We start from the raw sequence: 17,627 nt of genomic DNA, 5'->3' as shown, positions 1-17,627 counted from the left end.
GCTCATATTCGTTTCCTTCAATAATTCAGACATGATTCAGACATGTTTTATACTTCTTAACAGCATAATTACTCTTCATTTTGAAACCATATAACAAATAAATTAAAAAAATAGTACAATAAATTAACAGCCTAACCTCAAAAATGTCCCTCTAAATAAAGGCTAAAATAATGGGCTAATCGTTTATAAATTTATACCTCTCTAAAATGCTTGAATTTATGGGCCTTCTGGCTTTGATTCATAAACTTCACCTTACATTAGGAAAATTGTCATTAGATCGGCTAAGCCATTAATTTAATTGTACTTTTATAATAAAAAACAATTCTTAAATTTAGTAAGACTCCGCTTAAAAAAGCAACAGCAAATAATTATGTAACAATCCATAGCTTTATTATCTTGTTTTATATTCTATTTAGCTTTTAAAGTTGATTACTTTGTCATCTGCTTACTTAAGTCTTATTAAAAATAAGAATGTTTTATTAACTAATCAAGAATTTTAACCATTAGAAATAAAAGCTTCTTCATTAAGGTATAATTCTTTTAGTTTTTTTACATACGACATGTCGCCATGGAAAAGGTTATGGTAATATATATCAATAAGCTTTTCTTTGTTTGCAGTATCAGTATAAATTTTTTCAAGATAATATGCCCAAATGGTAGGTCTATTTAAGTATTTTCGCCTGGTTTTTCGTAGGGCCTCAACACATAGTTCTTCAGCTAATTTATAATTTCCTTCAGCAAGTAATTTATCAACAGCAATCATTCTTATTTCAACAACATGTAAGTTTTCCATCAAATATTTGTCTGCAGCTTCCTTTCCTTCCATTCGTTCAACAATACCATGGATTATAACAAATTTATCTGGATAGTCTTTCCCATCGAACATTTTGCCTAGAATAGAAAAAACATCAAATATTCTGTTTGCCTGTTTTTGCGTATTTATCAGGCATACTGCATGTCTTAATAGTTTGTATCCGTAATCAGGCCAATCATGAAACGCTCTTATTTGAACACTTTTAATAATACTGTCAAAATAATAGGTTTGATTGTATTCGTCAGCATTTCTGCATAAACTTCCTATTCCCTTAATACACTCCTGAATTACCTCAGTAATTGTTCCCGATGTTCCATCAGCATGAAAAAACAATTTAACTGCCTCTATCATAACTGTTATGTAAACATCAAATATTCGTCTTGGATTAATGTTTATTTTTCCAACTTGTATAATTGACATCATCTCGGTACATACAACAATGCATCCTCTATCATTTACAAATCCCTTATAAGAATTTTGTGATATGGAAGCATTAATTTTATTTTTAATATCTAATATATGCTGGTCTTCCATTTTGTCTTTCCCTCCTCGCTGATTATTGCTTTTTGAATTTTACCTATTAAACTAGTACAGATTATTTTATTTGTATTTTTGTCTATGCCTACTTAAATGCTTAGTACATTACTGACACATACTTTTACATGAAAATAATGCATTTTAATAGTTTTAGATATTATGTAATATTGCTTTTACAAGTTATATTCACTATGTTTTACACTCTGAAAATCATATTACAAAGCTATTTTTCTAAGTTTTCCAGTAGTTTATTTGTGTTTTTTGTATAATATTTTACTTTTTGTAAAACTTACATTTATTATACTTTTACTATTTGTGAAAGTCAACATATTTTTTGGCATTTTGTGAAATAATATTTCTGCAAAATTTCATTATGATATAATTAATTTACAAAATGTGAAAGGATTCATATGGATAATAACATCTTAGGACAGCGAATTAAAAAACTTAGAGAAGATAGAAATTTAAATCAATTAGAATTTTCAAAAATTTTAAATATAAGCAACACTACTTTATCGCAATACGAAGCTGGCAACCGAACTCCTAGTGATGAAATTAAGGAAAAGGTAGCTGACTATTTTAATGTGTCTGTAGATTATCTTCTCGGGAGAACTGAAAAATGTAATTTAGAGGATGAAGGTTCCAATGATGAAAAATTCTATAAGTTCGATGTCTCTAATCTTCCAGAGGAAGCTATTAAGCAAATTGAGGACTACATAGAATTTGTAAAACAGAAATATAAATCTTACTAATTTTAATAATTTGTTTAATAAATAATTTGTTTAATAATTTGAGTTTTTAATTTGCAAGATTCATATTCATTATTATAAATGTTATGCAACCTACTATAACAACAAATGCTAAAAAATCACTACCTATTATTTATTAGTTAATAATTTAGTTAATAAGCTTTTTTAATTATCATTTTTTTAATAATCAATGGTTAAAGATAGTATATTTTTCTCATTTGTAAATCTTAGGTTTATTATACTTTTACTTTTCGTAAAAGTCAATATTTATTTTGCCATTTTGTGAAATATGTTTTAGATATTTGTTATGGTATATTTAAGCCGCAAAATGAGAAAGGAACCTTATGGATAAAAACATTTTAGGTAAAAGAATTAAAAAACTAAGAGAAAAAAACAATTTAAATCAACTTGAATTTTCCAAAATTTTAAATATAAGCAATACTACCTTATCCCAATATGAAGCTGGTAATCGTACGCCTAATGATGAGATCAAAGAAAAAGTTGCTGACTATTTCAATGTATCAGTAGATTATCTACTTGGTAGGACTGAAAATAGTAATTCTGAAGCTGGATACTCTAGAATATCTAATAGCCTTTATGTTTCCAATTTACCTAAAGAGGCCATTAAGCAGATTGAGGACTATATTGAATTTGTAAAACAGAAATATAGCTCAGACTAAGCCAGTAGACAAAAGTTCTCTAAAAGAAGGTGTGAATAATCATTCAAAAGAAATAGTCATTGTCATTCCTACAAATATAAGCTTATTTCAATTTATTCGCTTATTTTAAATCAAATCTGTTTTCTTACAGTTTTATACTCATCATTTAGTCTAAAGTATGGACAATCATCAAATGAATTTTGTATAAACTTGACCATCTCATCTTCATCTAAATTAACTTCACATACATAACAGTCGTATTCTTCGTCATAAAAATAATAAATACAACAATCACAATTTAATTTTATTTCCATTTCTTGCTCCTTGTATAACAAATCATTTACTCAACTTTAATTGACAATTTACAGATGTTAAAAACTATCAATACATAAGTTTGATTATTACATTTTTTTAAAAAGTTGAATATTTTGCTGCACATAGTATAGCCCAACCATAAATTTAATATATTAATTATTAATCCTCACATATTTTAATAAAGAATTTTCTGTTTCTTGGTCCGTCAAATTCACAAAAATAAATCCCCTGCCAAGTACCAAGCAGCAATCTTCCACCCTTTATAATGACAGTTGCTGAACTTCCAACACAAGATGCTTTCAGATGAGCGGAAGAATTCCCTTCACAATGCAAAAATTCTTTTCTATCTGGGAAAGCCGCCTTTAAACCAAGGAGTATATCGTGGACTACATCAGGGTCTGCATTCTCATTTATTGTTATCCCTGCCGTAGTGTGGGGACAATAGACTACACATATTCCGTCAGTTACACCACTTTTAGTTACTGCCTCGGCTGCTTGTCTTGTTACATTGTACATACCTTCAGTATTTGTTGATAAACTATATTCAAAAAGCTTCATTTCTACTTATCTTCTCTCTTTTAAAAAATTATATTACTCGCATTACCCAAAAAATAGTAATTTTCCTGCTTAATATAATACATCATTTCTGATAGCAATTCAATAAACATATTTCATATGTAAATCCCAAGTAAAGAATAGAATAAGCTACCTCATATATTTAGAACTAAAATTCTACTAGGAGGTCACATCACATTTTTACTCTCTACTCAGGACTTTGTAAAAACTTATTAGTTTCCCAATATAGCCTTTAAATCCTCATCTGGCGTTGATATTGGTTTGATTCCAAACTTATCAATTAATACTTGCAATATATTTGGTGTAATAAATGCCGGTAGTGTTGGTCCAAGTCTAATATCCTTAATTCCAAGTGATAACAATGTAATAAGAATACATACAGCCTTTTGTTCATACCAGGAAAGAATTAATGAAAGCGGCAAATCATTTACTCCACATTTAAATGCATCTGCAAGCGCCAGTGCAATTCTTATTGCTCCAAAAGAATCATTACACTGACCTACATCAAGAACTCTAGGAAATTCTCCTATTTGACCCAAATTCATTTTGTTAAATCTGTACTTACCACAAGCAAGTGTAAGTATTATTGTATCCTTTGGTGTTTTCTCTGCAAATTCAGTAAAATAATTTCTTCCCGGTCTTGCACCATCACATCCTCCAATCAGGAAGAAATGCTTTATCGCTCCATTTTTTACTGCATCAATTATCTTATCGGCATTGCTTAATACTGCATTATGCCCAAAGCCCACTGTTATTTTCTGTTCAGGTTCATCTTCTGTAAAACCACCTAGCTGAAAAGCCTTGTTTATTATAAGACTAAAGTCTTTTTTACCGTTAACCTCTCTGATATGAGTTATTTCAGGCCATCCAACAATACTTGTTGTAAATATTCTATCCCTATAGGAGTCTCGTGGTTTTTGCAAACAATTTGTTGTCATAAGTATACAACCCGGTATTCCGTCAAACTCTTTTTGTTGATCTTGCCATGCTCCGCCAAAGTTACCTACTAAGTGAGGATACTTTTTTAATTCTGGATAGCCATGAGCAGGAAGCATTTCACCATGGGTATATATATTGATTCCTTTGCCCTCCGTTTGCTCAAGCAGTTCCTTTAAGTCCTTCAGGTCATGCCCAGAAACAATAATAAATGGACCCTTTTTCTTTGTAATACTGACTTGTGTTGGAACAGGATTGCCATAGGAGCCCGTGTTTGCTTTATCAAGTAACTCCATGCATTTTAAATTGACTTGTCCAAATTCCATAATTAAATTGAACAAATCATCAACTGTCAGGCCTTCATTAATAACTGCTGCAAAACCCTTATAGAAAAACTTACTAACTGTCTCATCCTTATAGCCTAAAACATGCGCATGATGGCCATAAGCTCCCATTCCCTTCATTCCATAAATGAGCATCTCTCTTAAGGAACGAATATCTGCATCTAAAGTCTGGTCATACATTATACCAGCTTTTTTTGCATCCTTAAGCATTTCTTCTTTTGTAGCTGGAAGAGTATAACTTACTACTTCTGGAAAATGATTTTTACACTCTAGCAGCTGCTTTTTCAAGCACTCTTTTATTTCTTGTGCTTTTCTCAAATATTCTACAAATCTCTCAGGATCAAAGTTAACATTTGTTAGAGTTGAAAAAGCAGCATCCATAATAAATTTATCTGTTTCATCATCTATTTTGATACCCTTTTCCAATAATTTTTGTCCACAATAGCCTATACCCTTTAGTTGATAAATAAGTAAGTCCTGTAATGCTGCTACTTCACTGTCTTTTCCACAGTTACCTACTTTCGTACAGCCCTTGCCTCCTATTGTTTGTTCACACTGAAAGCAAAACATTTCGTTATGCATTATTTGTTCTCCCTTCTAGAAATTTTCTATTTTTGCTGTAGCTATAAAATTTGTCTCTACAAAGCATAATTTTGTAATAGTATTCCATCACTTTACTTGTTATATACTAAACATAGGCAATTACCGTTCAAAATTCGAAGAGAATATTTTTTATTAAAAAACTATATTTATTTTTTCAGGAAAATTAATCTTTTATCCAATTTGAGCACAATTAGGCTTGAATTTCTTCACTGACATTAGAAAGCTTTAGGATTATCAATAAATTTTTGCACATCAAAAAAAGCTAACCATATTTTGATTAGCTTATTAATAGTTATTACTCAACTTTCGAATAGAAAGTCAAGCTATTGTCAAGTTTATCTATTTCTTGTTGTTCAAAGATAATTAGAATATATCCAATATATCATAATTCAGCTTCCCATTTTTTAGGTAAATACTTCATAGTACCTTTAATCATATCACCTACTAAACATTTTATTTCCTTTTTACTTAGCCTTCCATTAATTAACGTATCATATTTGAAAGCTTCATATACAAGATCTATGTTGCATTCTAATGCTGCTTTTAAGACACGTTCATGATTGTCAGTTTGCGGTTTAATATATGCGAGAATCCCCTCAGGAATCCTTCCTGCTGCAATTGGACGAATTCTGTCACCTTCAAAAATAGCATTTGTTTCTACAATTGCAGATTTAGGTAAATTTCTAATTTGCATAAAAGAATTAGGCATATTAACATTGCTTATGCACCGATTAAGTCCGCATAAAGCCTTAATAAGCAAAATCCCCTCTTCTCCAGATGGTACTAAATTAAAAGACTCTTCTCCAGATACCAAACGTCTACTTCTTTCTAGTCGTCTTTGTAAATCTGCTTTACGCCATGAAACCGGAGTCAGTGAAAATCCCCAATGTTCAACTGTTTCGGGATTTAAGAGATATGTGTCTCCTGGCATAAACTCAGCTAAATGTCTATCTCCAGCAGCAGCAATCAATCCGAATCTATTAAACAAATCAAATTTAACCCTATGAGAGCATGAAAAACGATCAGCTTTACTATAATTTTCGTCTATAAAGCCTTCATCGAAATGCTCAGAGACATATTCTTTAAAAATTGGAAAAAGGTTTTTGCCTTTATAAGAAGCATAATCAAACCAGGTGAAATGGTTAATTCCCAATACATTAACTAATATTTCATTTCTGCTCCAAACCTCAATACCTGTTTTCTTTTCAAAAATACCCTTAAGTAATTGTTGTGCACCAAACACTTCATGACAGCATCCAAAGGCTTTTATTTTTGGGAACACATAGTATAGCGTTTTCACACAAAGTGACAATGGATTTGTGTAATTTATAACCCAAGCATTAGGACAAAAGGTTTTTATTGCATTTGCTAATCCTACAAACAAAGGCAGTGTACGAAGTGCACGCATTATGCCTCCAGGTCCCACAGTATCACCAACTGATTGATAAATCCCATACCTTTCCGGCATATGCACATCTACTTCCATTTCATCAAAAGTTCCAGGTAGCATTGAAATAATAACAAAGTCTGCATTAATAAGTGCATCTTGCAAAGTATAAGCCACTTCATAATTCCATTTACTAATAGCTTCCTTTATTCTAGAAACATTATTTCCAATAATCTCATTACTTTTAACTGCTTCTAAATCTATATCATAAAGCTTAATTGTTCCAGAAATATTTGGCTCTAAAGCAAGGTCAGTCATAAATGTCCATGCCCAGCCCCTTGAGCCTCCCCCTATGTATGCAATATTAATATCTGTAGCCGAATCACCTTGATAATTCATATTTGAAAACCCCTTTTTTTCAGCTTAGTCTTATACTTCTTTGTATAAAAACTTTTAATGCTATTGTTATATTTGATAATTGATTAACTAAAATTATATTGTGTACATTTTCAAATTAGTGTGATTGGATCACAGCACGACCTTGTGCCTGTATGCTATATGGAAATTATACCATTAGTTTATGAATTGTGTAAATTATGTACAAAAATTGTCTTTGAATATAAAAACATCACCTTTAGAGATATCCAAATGGTGATGTAGTTGTACTAATTTATTTTTATGCAGCTGCAGTATTTGTGAAATTTATATACTAAATTAAATACTCTGTATTATCAGCTTTCTTCATTTCAAATTCATCAAAAATCCTATCTCGAATTTTTAAGAAATCAGGGCTAGTTCTATCTCTCTTCCGTGCTATAGGAACATTAATAATGCTCTTAATTTTACCTGGGTTAGGAGTCATAACAACAACTCTATCAGCAAGAAAAACAGCTTCTTCAATATCATGTGTTACAAAAATAATAGTCTTTTTCTGATTTTCCCATATACTAGATATCTCATCTTGCATTTTCAATCTTGTTAGAGCATCTAATGCCCCAAATGGCTCATCCATAAATATTATTTCAGGATCTACTGCAAGAGCGCGCGCAATGGCAACACGCTGCTGCATGCCTCCAGAAAGCTGATTGGGATGACTTTTACTAAATTCACTTAAGCCGACAATATTAATGAATTTATCTGCAATTTCAGCCCGTTCCTTTTTAGAGAGTTTTTTGCCCTCTAGCCCCAACTCAACATTTTTCTTTACTGTTCGCCATGGAAGCAGTCCATAATTCTGAAATATCGTTACATTTTTATTTGATGGCTCTGTTACTTCATTTCCATCTATTGTAATCCTTCCACTGCTTACTCTTTCAAAGCCTGCAATGGAATTGAGCAGCGTAGTCTTTCCACAACCACTAGGACCTAGCAAGCAAATAAATTCTCCTCTTTCAATGTTTAACGAAACATGCTCCATAGCTTGAAATACTTTATTATTTTGTACATATTGTTTTGATACATCTTCAACTTTTATATACAAATCAAGTCCTCCCATCATTAGCCACAAATCCAAATTTGTTTAATATACTCTTTTCTATTAAACCAATTAGACTATCTAATATTAACCCAATTAATCCAATAACAATTATACTTGACAGCAACATATCTGCTCTCAAATTATTTCTAGAGTCAATTATCAAATAACCTAGGCCAGTCTGTGCTCCCACCATTTCTCCTGCCACCAAAAATACCCAAGCAGTTCCCAGTGCTAGATGAAGACTTGTAGCAATATATGGGAATGCTGATGGAAGAACAATTTTGGTGAGAAAGCTTACGCCTTTTATGCCAAAATTCCTTGCAACCTTTATGTATGTCTGGTCTACTTTACTTACTGCTGTTACTGTAGTCAGCAGAATAGGAAAAAATGCTGCAATAAAAATTATAACAATGGCTGGTAAATCACCAATTCCAAACCATAATACAATAAATGGAAGCCATGCAATTGGTGAAATTGGCCTTAGCAGTTGGACAATTGGATTTATATAGTTCCATACACCTCTAAACCAGCCTAATATCAGTCCTAATGTTACCCCAGTAATAACTGCTATACAATAACCGATGGCAAACCTCAACATACTATCTAAAATACTTGTTAACAAAACTCCACTATAAACCATTTCTTTGAAACCCTCTACTACATTGAGAGGGGAAGGAAGCAGTGCTTTATTCCAATTTCCAAAAATTACAGCAAGCAGCCATATTAAAATTAAAGCTGTAAAAGATACGACAATATGAATTACTTTTTTCATTCATTAGCCCCCATTTTCTATTTCAAAATTAATAATTTGATGCTAAATTCTATTGATAAAATCAACATCTGCAATGCTTTTTCTATTAACCAAAGAGTGAATCATCTATAAAATCATCATAAGTAGGAGGTGTCTTTGAAATATCAAACTCAATAAGCCTTTTTGTGAGATCAGTATATGCCCCTTTAGTAATTCTCAAATCATCAAATGAAATCCATTTCATTGACAAATTATATACATTGTCATCGAGCTTTAAATACTGTTTTGCAATCTCCTCAGTTTCTTTCTTATGCTCTTCAATATATTTTCCAGCTTCGTTATATTGTTTAGTAAGCTTTTGCGCAATATCATGCTTGTCATTTATAAAGCTTTCAGTAAGAACTAAAGAGCAGCAGATAGAGTCCTCCCAAAGTTCTTTTGAATCGGCTAAAACCTTACCTGTATTAATTGCAACAGACTTTGCCCCAAATGGTTCTGCCACACAATATCCAGCAATCTGACCTTGAGCAAGAGCAGCTGGCATTTCTGGCGGAGAAAGTTCCACAACTTTTAAATCTTTATATGTAAGACCTGCATCTTTGAGCAATTGACCGAGCAGTATATTGTGAGAAGACTGTCTATGAGGTATTGCAAAGTTCTTTCCTTTTAAGTCCGCAACAGAATTTATATCATTTGCTACTACAATAACATTTCCATCCTTATGACCAAGAGCAACTGCTTTTATTCCTATTCCCTGTTCTTTAGCTTTCATTGCAAGTTCAATCAAAACAGATGCTCCATCTACACGGCCTGTGTTTAGTGCATCCATAAGTTCAGGCCATGAACCGTATTTAACAAGTTCTATTTTAAAATTATCGCCTGTTCGATTTTGTAGCTGATTTTCTACAAAAATAGGCAGCGCATGTGTAATTGGTAAATATGCTATTTTCACCGTTTCTTTAGATGATTTATTATTTGTGTTTTCACTGTTTGTTGTATTTTGTACATCTGCTTTACTTCCACAAGCAGCAGTTAAACCTATAATAAGTCCAATTGATAAAACTAACGCAATAATTTTATATATACCTTTCATATATAACCTCCCACGCCCGCTTGGAGCCAAAAATTTTAGGTAATTTCATGATTAGATATTAGAAGAGAACCACAAATTATATTTTTTTAGCGTTTCCACAAAACAAAACCATGAATATCAGTCCCATCCAAGGGCTTTTCTCTGTTCCTTTAGGTCATTTACAATCTGATTTGCTAATTCTATATGATTTACATTTACAATCATTCTTGAACCTAAAATATCTTTTGTTCCATTCTTCATAAACTCCGTTACATTATCAGAGCCTTGTGTTGGAACATAAACACAGTGATATGAATCTATACCTAATAATCTAAAACTTAAAGCGGCACAGATACCCTTTTCATTTGACCATTCTGGACTTGCAAAGGCATAAGGCATATCCTTAATTGCTACTCCTGAAGCTTCTGCTACTGCTTTAAAGAAAGCAGACGCTCTCGCATTATCCAAGCATTCACCCATGTGCCAAACAGGCGGTAAATCTTTTAAGAAAACTTTTAATTTATGACCAGCTAGCTCTAATGCATTTGTTGAACAATATCCCAGCTTCATTAATGGAAAAGACGCACAGCCATTAGTTAATATTAAAATATTGTTTTTAATCAATATATCAGCCAGTTCAACAACTGCTTTTTCATAAATAATTCTAGGATTATTACAGCCCACAAGATTAATAATTCCTAAAATTTCTCCGCTTTTAATTGCATCCACAATAGGGTTTAAGCCACCATAATACTTATTAATATACTCTAAGGAAAACCCCACCTCTGCTTCAGCTTCATATTTCGGAATATGAACAGGTATTTCTCTTCTATCTGCAAAGCTTTCAATTGCCCTTAGTAGAATTTTTCTTGCCAGAGCATTAGTCTGATCCATATTAGAATGATCATGGTCATATCCAAAGTGCTCCGCACCAGGTAATCTCGCCGAATCGTTAGTGGTTACCACTGTAGTTTTAAAGCATTTTGCGACATCCATAATTGAAGGAAATACATCCTGAACATCTGCCACCCAAAGGTCTAAAGCGCCTGTTCCCAGCACCAATTCTGCTCCAATTGCATTAGATAATGGAATAACCCCTCCATACCTATACATGGCAGAAAGTCCCGAACAGCAGATGCCATAAAATTTAATTCCTAGAGCCCCTTTTTCTTTCGCTAGGCTTATAAATTCATCAGTTTTTCCAAACTTAACAATCTGGCTCACTAAAACCGGAGAATGTCCATGCACTGCAATATTGACATATCCTTTTTCTAAAGCACCTAAGTTAACCTTTGAGGTACTGCGAGTAGGAAGTCCAAAAAGACTATCCATTGCAATTGAAGAACCTAAAACACTTGACCAAGCAAAGGCTACACCACTTCTTAGCATCTGCTTTAACAAGTTTTTCCAATATCCATCATTACCAGTGCTTGTTCTATGTAAGCTTTCAAAAACCTCATGATATGGACTGATTGGTATAATATCCAAATCACTCCACGTTTTTATCCTTTCTTTTGAAGCAAAGGCATGAAGTGTCTTATGTGGTGCAGGTACTGTTCTTGATAAGTCCTCTAAAAGTATATCTGCTACCAATGCCGCTAATTCTGTAATTGTTTTATCCTCAGTCTCAATGCCAAAGGCCTTTGCTGAAGCTAGTATTTTAGCCTCTCCCTCTATAGGTATATCTATTTTCCCTTCAGCAGCATATTTTAATGCTAACATGCACTCTCTTCCCCTTGCTCCATGTGCTGCAACACCAGCAGCAATACTTCTGAGCAAATTTCTGGCTACAATTACATCTGCATCAGCTCCACAAACTCCCCTTGGAGTTTTCTTTGTAATTTTACATGGCCCCATGGTGCAATTTTTACAACAAACACCTGCTAACCCAAAGCTGCACTGAGGCTTTTGTTCATCAAACCGATCAAAAACTGTTTCAATACCCTTTTCATTCATATGTAAAAGCATATCCTTTACAGCTGGGTCAGGTGTCTGCTCAATAACATCTTTTTTTGATGCAAAGCTTTTTCTATATTCTGCAATAGCAGTTGCATAATCATTACAACCAGAACTATTGTGATGGTGATGACTTTCATTATCACCAAATTTTAAATGATGGTATCTCTTTAATTCAAATTGAATCAATATACTCAAATAATCGCCCTCTTTTAGCCTATATTTCCTATATATTTAATATGATTTTATTCATTATAAGAGGTTCACTAATAAATGTCAATATATAATCCGATTTTTTCATAGTGACTTACTATGAATAAGTTTATAAGCTTCAGACATAAATAATTCATATTTACAAACAAACAGGAATCATATAATTAATGAATTGGCTCTTAAATAAAACATCCAAATATTGTTCTTCCCCAGCTATTGTGATTAAAAAGAATAACAGCACTAGATCAACTCTTTGAATAAGATGATTTTGTGCTGCTTAAGAAATACTGAGAGATTCTCTAAAAATATATGAAATACATGCAAAAAGGCTTAACTTCGAATTATATCGAAATCAAGCCCTTTCATAATATTTATGTACACTACTATGTAGCTTTATATCTTTGCATAAGCTTCTTCAACACTAGTAACAAGTTCAAATAATTCAACTTCTTTTTTCCCTACCCTATTTACCTGCGACATAGCTATCGCTGATTCTAACATAACTGAAAACCTTTTTTTAAATGGGGTGTCAGCATAAAACTTCATAATTTGCTCTACATACGGAATTGCATCTTGTGACATTGCCTTTTGTTCACGTGCATCAATAATAAGCACATATTCACTTATATTTAATTTGGAACATGTTGTTATTAACTCATCCTGATAATTTTTAACATCATCTAAACTTAGCATACCAGATATAGTTGCTTTTATTACTTTTTTTGCAGATTCAACCTCAATTTTATACATTCAACAGCCTCCTAGCATTAAAAATTTTAAATATATCTTACAGTTTTATATACTCTATCAAAATTATAGATTGTTTGTCTAACATTGTCAACTATGTGATTAGTTAGTAAGTTAATATAATTCATTTTAATTATCGTGATTTCAATTAACTCTATTTCTACCGCACTTTCAATTTCTTATTTTACTTTATTTATAAATGGCGTATGGCTGTATAATACTGAATATATCAGTAAAAAACTTTATATTTAAATCAACTAATCACCAAATATCTACTTTATTAGGTCGACTATACAAATTACTAGAAAGCTTGTATCAATGGTCCTAGCTCTAATTATGACGATAATACTATTGACTGGCTGAATAAATAGAAGTAAACTAATTACAATTAATGGTATATTTTTATGTATTACTTATTTTTGTATACTATTAATAAAACATAATAAAGGAGGAAAATGTTATGAGTACTGCTGTAAATACTGTAATGTTGAAAGACGTTGTATTTTGTCCGGTTAGTTTTCAAGACTTATCCTTCGAAGTATTAGATCCAAAAGATTACGAAGCTGTTAGAGGTGCAGCTGAATGTCTTGCAGAATCTTTTGCAGGAGTGGAGATAGATGGCGTACATATAAGTGAGCCAATGACTACCGCCTGCAAACTATCAGCAAATGACATGTTTGAGTATGTATATGCTTATTTATCTGAAGTATCTAACCAGAATCTTTGCTACGTAGCAAGGAATATACATACGGGAAAGGTTATGGGAGCTCTTGCATGTGAAAACTTTAATCCAGATGACGAATTGCCAGTATTTGAAGGCAATTTAGCTCCTATGAATATTATTTTAAATTATCTGGCTGAACTAGATGCTAGGTTTGTGGAAACAATTGAAAATAAGACTTTTAATAAAATTCAAAACGAAGAATATGTACATGCATTTATGGGAGCAGCGAGGCTCAAAGATAAAAAAAGGTTTGTAGTTATTAAATTATTTGAACGTTTGATTTTAGATGCTTACTCCAAAGGCTACAAAGGAATTATCGGAGAAGCTACTAACCCTAGATGTATAAAAATGGTGTCTGAATATTGCGGTTTTCATCAGGTTTATGATATTTACGGAGAGCCAATACTTGGTGACTACTCACAGCATCCTGTTTTCAAATCAATTCCAAGAGAAATAGCTACTGAATGTCGTATAATGTACAGGCCACTTAATTTTGAATTAGTTACATAGACAAGTTGTGATAATTAGGCTTACACTATAACACTTTTATATATTTCTTATAAACATTTATATTTTATACGTATAATAAAGAATTTCTATATTTTGTTATTTATCATATAAGTAAAACTGCCCGGTCAAAATGGCCGGGCTTGTTTTTATCTTATAATTTATCTAATCTCATTAAGTTTAGCTTATTTATAAATAGTAAAGACATTGTTTATTGTCCGGTTAGCTTTAAAGACTTAACCTTTGAAGCATTAAATCCTAACTATGAAGAGACAGTTAGAGGTGCAGCAGAATGCCTTGCCCAATCTTTTGCAGGAGTTGAGGTGGATGGCGTTCATATAAGTGAGCCAATGGTCAATGCCCTAAACCTATCTGTAGTTGACATGTATGAATTTGTATATGGTTATTTGAATGTGATAGCTAAACAAAATCTTTGTTATGTTGCAAAAGATTTACTTTCAGGAAAAGTTGTAGGCGCAATTGCTTGTGAGAACTTTAATCCTGATGAAGAATTACCTGTGCTTGAAGGTAATATTGCTCCTATAAATATTGCTTTCGATTTTCTATCTGAATTAGATGCTAGGCTTGTACGTACAATTGAACATAAGACAGGCACTAAAATCCGTGGTGACGAATATGTACATGGTTTTATGTCAGGAGCAACACTTAAAGATAGAAAGAGATTTGTAATAATAAAGCTTGTTGAATGTTTGATTATAGATGCGTACAATAAAGGCTACAAAGGAATTTTCGTAGAAGCAACCAATCCTAAAAGTGTAAAAATGAGTTCCGAATATTGTGGTTTTCATCAGGTTTATGATATTTACGGCGAACCTATATTGGGTAAATATGCGGAGCATCCTGTTTTTAATTCAATTCCGAAAGAAATAGCTACTGAATGTTGCATTTTGTATAGACCGCTGAATTTTGAATTGGATATATAGGCAATAGTTAATTACAATCACCTAAATATCCAGTAATATAAACAATAGTTTTATTTTTGAAACGATATAAATGTCATCACTATACGAATTCCATCACAAAGACTTGAACAATAATTGCTATAGTCAAATGCTGTCATTATTATATTTGGGCTATGAAAATAAAACTTTTATAATAACAACTCTAAATATACTTTCATTTTATGATATATAGCGTCCCCGTAAGTCAAATATTTAGCGTAATTGACCAAATTTAATAAAAATACCCGGTCATTATGGCCGGGTTAGTTTGTTTCGGCATAGAATTTATCTAATCTCTCAAGTTTAGTTTATTTCTCTTTTACTATAGATTTGGTAAACTGGCTATAATCAGCTTAAAATCATAATTGATTTAAGTCAAGCTAAATTTGATGTTTAACCAACTGCTTTATTTACCAGCATAGAATTTTAAATATTTTTCAACATTAGCTTCCCAATAGGCCCCATCATGTTCGCCTGCGCTTAAGTGATACTGTGAATCTACACCCTTTGACTTTAATATCTCATTCAGTTGTTCACAGCCCTCATAAAATTGATAGCTGTCATTATCGCCACAATCTAAAAACACTTTTAAGCTTGTAAGATCTTTACTCTCAGCTACACGAATGGGATCTCTTTCATTTCTAAGTTTTTCAGTAGGATACAAAAAGGCCATTGCACTACCTGGGTATTGGTCTATAAATATTGCTGGACTATGTCCTCCAACCTTACTAAACATATCTGTATAAGTAAATGCCATATGTAAAGCTACCCAGCCGCCCATAGATAATCCTCCTATATATCGACCTTCTTTTGATGCAATTGTACTATAATTTGCATCAATATAAGGAATTAATTCCTTGTAAAGATAGTCTTCGTACATACCTTTATCAAAATGTGAAGGCGCGATACCGTTCTCAATAGAAAACACTTCAGAATTGATTCCATAGCTGTTATCGATTTGTGGAGAAACAATAATTAATGGCTCGATCTCCTTATTTTCAATAAGTTTATCCGCCTTCCTTTCAACCTGAAGGTCAGGAAACCAAGAATCTTCATTTCCCGTGTATCCATGAATTAAATACAGAACAGGATATTTTTTATTTTGGCTATATTCCTTAGGCAAATATACATTTACACGCATTTCTTTTTGTAATGCAACACTTGAAATAGTGATTTTTTTAAATCTCTTCGAAGTATTTTGCTTATCTGCCATTGATTCTACTGAGGTTAATTCTGTTGTTGAAACTGCTACCGTTTCATTTGATGGTACTAAAGAAGTATGAGTGCTTTGTGAACTACATCCAACTACTGTCATAATAACCATTACAGCTATTATAAGGATACTTCTTTTTTTAAGTTTCATATATCACATCTCCCCCAAAATATTTAAGTTTTCTCCTCAACAACTTAACTATCTGATGTTTTATACTTGCTTGTATAAGAAAATAGTTCAATGCGTCATTCATCACTTTTGTACATTATTTTTTTCGTGATGACACAAGTAACATCATTGGTCTGCGGAGTTCATCCAGCATTTCAGGAACAGTATTTAGTAAATCTTCTGCTGGTTTGGGCTCAACAATACCTGTTATTTCAAACCCTGATTTTATGAGACCGTTTAGGTATGTCGTCAATGTTTTATGATACTTTAAAATTTCCTCCCCTAGAAATACAGCATTACGAGCACTTTCGATATAATATCGGTCAACTGGCCAGTGCAGCTTGTTCCCCTGTTTATCATAGTGCCAATCCTGTGGTCCTTGTGCAGTAAAAATCGGGTGTTCCACAGAAAATACAAAATCTCCGCCATTTATTAGGCATTTACTTATTTTGCTTAAAATATCCTCAAATGATTGAATATAATGAAAAGCCAAAGAACTTATTACTACATCAAAAGAATCAGTGGGAAAATCTATTTCCTCAATTGGCATACAAATATACTGAATCTTTTCAGAACTTGTTTTTTTCCTTGCTTCACTTAACATTTTTTGTGATATATCTACTCCGATGGCTGACTTTGCACCATTCTCTGCTGCATACCTACAATGCCACCCAAAACCACAGCCCAAATCTAAAACTCTCTTATTCAGAAAATTTGGCATCATCTTTTTAAGTTCATGCCACTCTCCCGCAGCTTCTAGCCCATTTTTTGAGCGCTCCATATTGCTGTACTTTTCAAAAAAAATACTATCATCATATTTATTTTGTTTCACTTTGAGCCTCCGTAAATAACCAATTCAATTTAAATTTTTCAAAAAGTAAAAAGCCAAAAAATATATCTATATCATTTTCTTACTA

Annotated in this window: 16 protein-coding genes; 4 read left to right on the top strand and 12 right to left on the bottom strand. The window is 32.3% G+C overall.

Annotated features, from left to right (window positions below):
• Positions 1-496: 496 nt before the first annotated feature.
• Positions 497-1,348, bottom strand: coding sequence for a hypothetical protein (locus EHE19_RS06625; protein WP_137698457.1), 852 nt, complete (start codon positions 1,346-1,348; stop codon positions 497-499).
• A gap of 413 nt (positions 1,349-1,761) precedes the next feature.
• Between EHE19_RS06625 and EHE19_RS06620 the strand changes: the two genes are divergently transcribed.
• A complete protein-coding gene (locus EHE19_RS06620; protein ID WP_244648349.1) occupies positions 1,762-2,103 on the top strand; it encodes a helix-turn-helix domain-containing protein in 342 nt (113 codons plus the stop codon).
• Between the two features lie 341 nt (positions 2,104-2,444).
• The gene (locus EHE19_RS06615; protein ID WP_137698458.1) at positions 2,445-2,780 is read left to right on the top strand and encodes a helix-turn-helix domain-containing protein; all 336 of its coding nucleotides are present in this window, start codon (positions 2,445-2,447) and stop codon (positions 2,778-2,780) included.
• Positions 2,781-2,890: 110 nt separating this feature from the next.
• On the opposite strand, the gene EHE19_RS06610 is transcribed toward EHE19_RS06615, so the two are convergent.
• The 9 genes from EHE19_RS06610 to EHE19_RS06570 all read right to left on the bottom strand — a co-directional run bounded on the left by EHE19_RS06610 (position 2,891) and on the right by EHE19_RS06570 (position 13,139).
• Positions 2,891-3,073 carry a DUF6472 family protein gene (locus EHE19_RS06610; RefSeq protein ID WP_137698459.1) on the bottom strand — a complete coding sequence of 61 codons (183 nt, stop codon included), beginning with the start codon at positions 3,071-3,073 and terminating at the stop codon, positions 2,891-2,893.
• A 160-nt stretch (positions 3,074-3,233) separates the two neighbouring features.
• Positions 3,234-3,632, bottom strand: coding sequence for a secondary thiamine-phosphate synthase enzyme YjbQ (locus EHE19_RS06605; RefSeq protein WP_137698460.1), 399 nt, complete (start codon positions 3,630-3,632; stop codon positions 3,234-3,236).
• Positions 3,633-3,862: 230 nt separating this feature from the next.
• Positions 3,863-5,512, bottom strand: coding sequence for a hydroxylamine reductase (hcp, locus tag EHE19_RS06600; RefSeq protein WP_137698461.1), 1,650 nt, complete (start codon positions 5,510-5,512; stop codon positions 3,863-3,865).
• 403 nt (positions 5,513-5,915) lie between these two features.
• The gene (locus tag EHE19_RS06595) at positions 5,916-7,319 is read right to left on the bottom strand and encodes a family 4 glycosyl hydrolase (protein WP_137698462.1); all 1,404 of its coding nucleotides are present in this window, start codon (positions 7,317-7,319) and stop codon (positions 5,916-5,918) included.
• A gap of 310 nt (positions 7,320-7,629) precedes the next feature.
• Positions 7,630-8,415 carry an ABC transporter ATP-binding protein gene (locus tag EHE19_RS06590; RefSeq protein WP_483314002.1) on the bottom strand — a complete coding sequence of 262 codons (786 nt, stop codon included), beginning with the start codon at positions 8,413-8,415 and terminating at the stop codon, positions 7,630-7,632.
• Entirely contained in the window at positions 8,402-9,169 is a 768-nt protein-coding gene (locus EHE19_RS06585; protein ID WP_137698464.1) for an ABC transporter permease, read from the bottom strand. The genes EHE19_RS06590 and EHE19_RS06585 overlap by 14 nt, the downstream gene beginning before the upstream one ends.
• 85 nt (positions 9,170-9,254) lie before the next feature.
• Positions 9,255-10,241 carry an ABC transporter substrate-binding protein gene (locus tag EHE19_RS06580; protein WP_137698465.1) on the bottom strand — a complete coding sequence of 329 codons (987 nt, stop codon included), beginning with the start codon at positions 10,239-10,241 and terminating at the stop codon, positions 9,255-9,257.
• Positions 10,242-10,358: 117 nt separating this feature from the next.
• A complete protein-coding gene (cooS, locus tag EHE19_RS06575; RefSeq protein WP_137698466.1) occupies positions 10,359-12,374 on the bottom strand; it encodes an anaerobic carbon-monoxide dehydrogenase catalytic subunit in 2,016 nt (671 codons plus the stop codon).
• 408 nt (positions 12,375-12,782) lie between these two features.
• Positions 12,783-13,139: a hypothetical protein gene (locus EHE19_RS06570; protein ID WP_137698467.1), complete on the bottom strand. Its 357-nt coding sequence runs from the start codon at positions 13,137-13,139 to the stop codon at positions 12,783-12,785.
• Between the two features lie 457 nt (positions 13,140-13,596).
• On the opposite strand from EHE19_RS06570, the gene EHE19_RS06565 reads away from it, so the two are divergent.
• Entirely contained in the window at positions 13,597-14,370 is a 774-nt protein-coding gene (locus tag EHE19_RS06565) for a hypothetical protein (protein WP_137698468.1), read from the top strand.
• 140 nt (positions 14,371-14,510) lie between these two features.
• On the top strand, positions 14,511-15,311 hold the full coding sequence (locus tag EHE19_RS06560) for a hypothetical protein (protein ID WP_137698469.1): 801 nt from the start codon (positions 14,511-14,513) through the stop codon (positions 15,309-15,311).
• 424 nt (positions 15,312-15,735) lie between these two features.
• On the opposite strand, the gene EHE19_RS06555 is transcribed toward EHE19_RS06560, so the two are convergent.
• Together EHE19_RS06555 and EHE19_RS06550 are read right to left on the bottom strand one after the other, a co-directional pair.
• Positions 15,736-16,692, bottom strand: coding sequence for an alpha/beta hydrolase (locus EHE19_RS06555; protein ID WP_137698470.1), 957 nt, complete (start codon positions 16,690-16,692; stop codon positions 15,736-15,738).
• A gap of 115 nt (positions 16,693-16,807) precedes the next feature.
• Positions 16,808-17,542 (bottom strand): class I SAM-dependent methyltransferase, encoded by a 735-nt coding sequence (locus tag EHE19_RS06550; protein ID WP_137698471.1) that lies wholly within the window; start codon positions 17,540-17,542, stop codon positions 16,808-16,810.
• Positions 17,543-17,627: the final 85 nt, after the last annotated feature.

It is taken from the genome of Ruminiclostridium herbifermentans (genome assembly GCF_005473905.2).
Classification (GTDB): Bacteria; Bacillota; Clostridia; order Acetivibrionales; family DSM-1351; genus Ruminiclostridium; species Ruminiclostridium herbifermentans.
Note: the sequence above shows the minus strand (reverse complement) of the source record. Positions and strands in the feature narration are given on the sequence as shown.

Coding starts and splice junctions, on each gene's coding strand:
- EHE19_RS06555 (WP_137698470.1), bottom strand. CDS start 16,692: ATGAAACTTAAAAAAAGAAGTATCCTTATAATAGCTGTAATGGTTATT.
- EHE19_RS06610 (WP_137698459.1), bottom strand. CDS start 3,073: ATGGAAATAAAATTAAATTGTGATTGTTGTATTTATTATTTTTATGAC.
- EHE19_RS06605 (WP_137698460.1), bottom strand. CDS start 3,632: ATGAAGCTTTTTGAATATAGTTTATCAACAAATACTGAAGGTATGTAC.
- EHE19_RS06620 (WP_244648349.1), top strand. CDS start 1,762: ATGGATAATAACATCTTAGGACAGCGAATTAAAAAACTTAGAGAAGAT.
- EHE19_RS06570 (WP_137698467.1), bottom strand. CDS start 13,139: ATGTATAAAATTGAGGTTGAATCTGCAAAAAAAGTAATAAAAGCAACT.
- hcp (WP_137698461.1), bottom strand. CDS start 5,512: ATGCATAACGAAATGTTTTGCTTTCAGTGTGAACAAACAATAGGAGGC.
- EHE19_RS06565 (WP_137698468.1), top strand. CDS start 13,597: ATGAGTACTGCTGTAAATACTGTAATGTTGAAAGACGTTGTATTTTGT.
- EHE19_RS06590 (WP_483314002.1), bottom strand. CDS start 8,415: ATGGGAGGACTTGATTTGTATATAAAAGTTGAAGATGTATCAAAACAA.
- EHE19_RS06625 (WP_137698457.1), bottom strand. CDS start 1,348: ATGGAAGACCAGCATATATTAGATATTAAAAATAAAATTAATGCTTCC.
- EHE19_RS06580 (WP_137698465.1), bottom strand. CDS start 10,241: ATGAAAGGTATATATAAAATTATTGCGTTAGTTTTATCAATTGGACTT.
- EHE19_RS06595 (WP_137698462.1), bottom strand. CDS start 7,319: ATGAATTATCAAGGTGATTCGGCTACAGATATTAATATTGCATACATA.
- EHE19_RS06615 (WP_137698458.1), top strand. CDS start 2,445: ATGGATAAAAACATTTTAGGTAAAAGAATTAAAAAACTAAGAGAAAAA.
- EHE19_RS06585 (WP_137698464.1), bottom strand. CDS start 9,169: ATGAAAAAAGTAATTCATATTGTCGTATCTTTTACAGCTTTAATTTTA.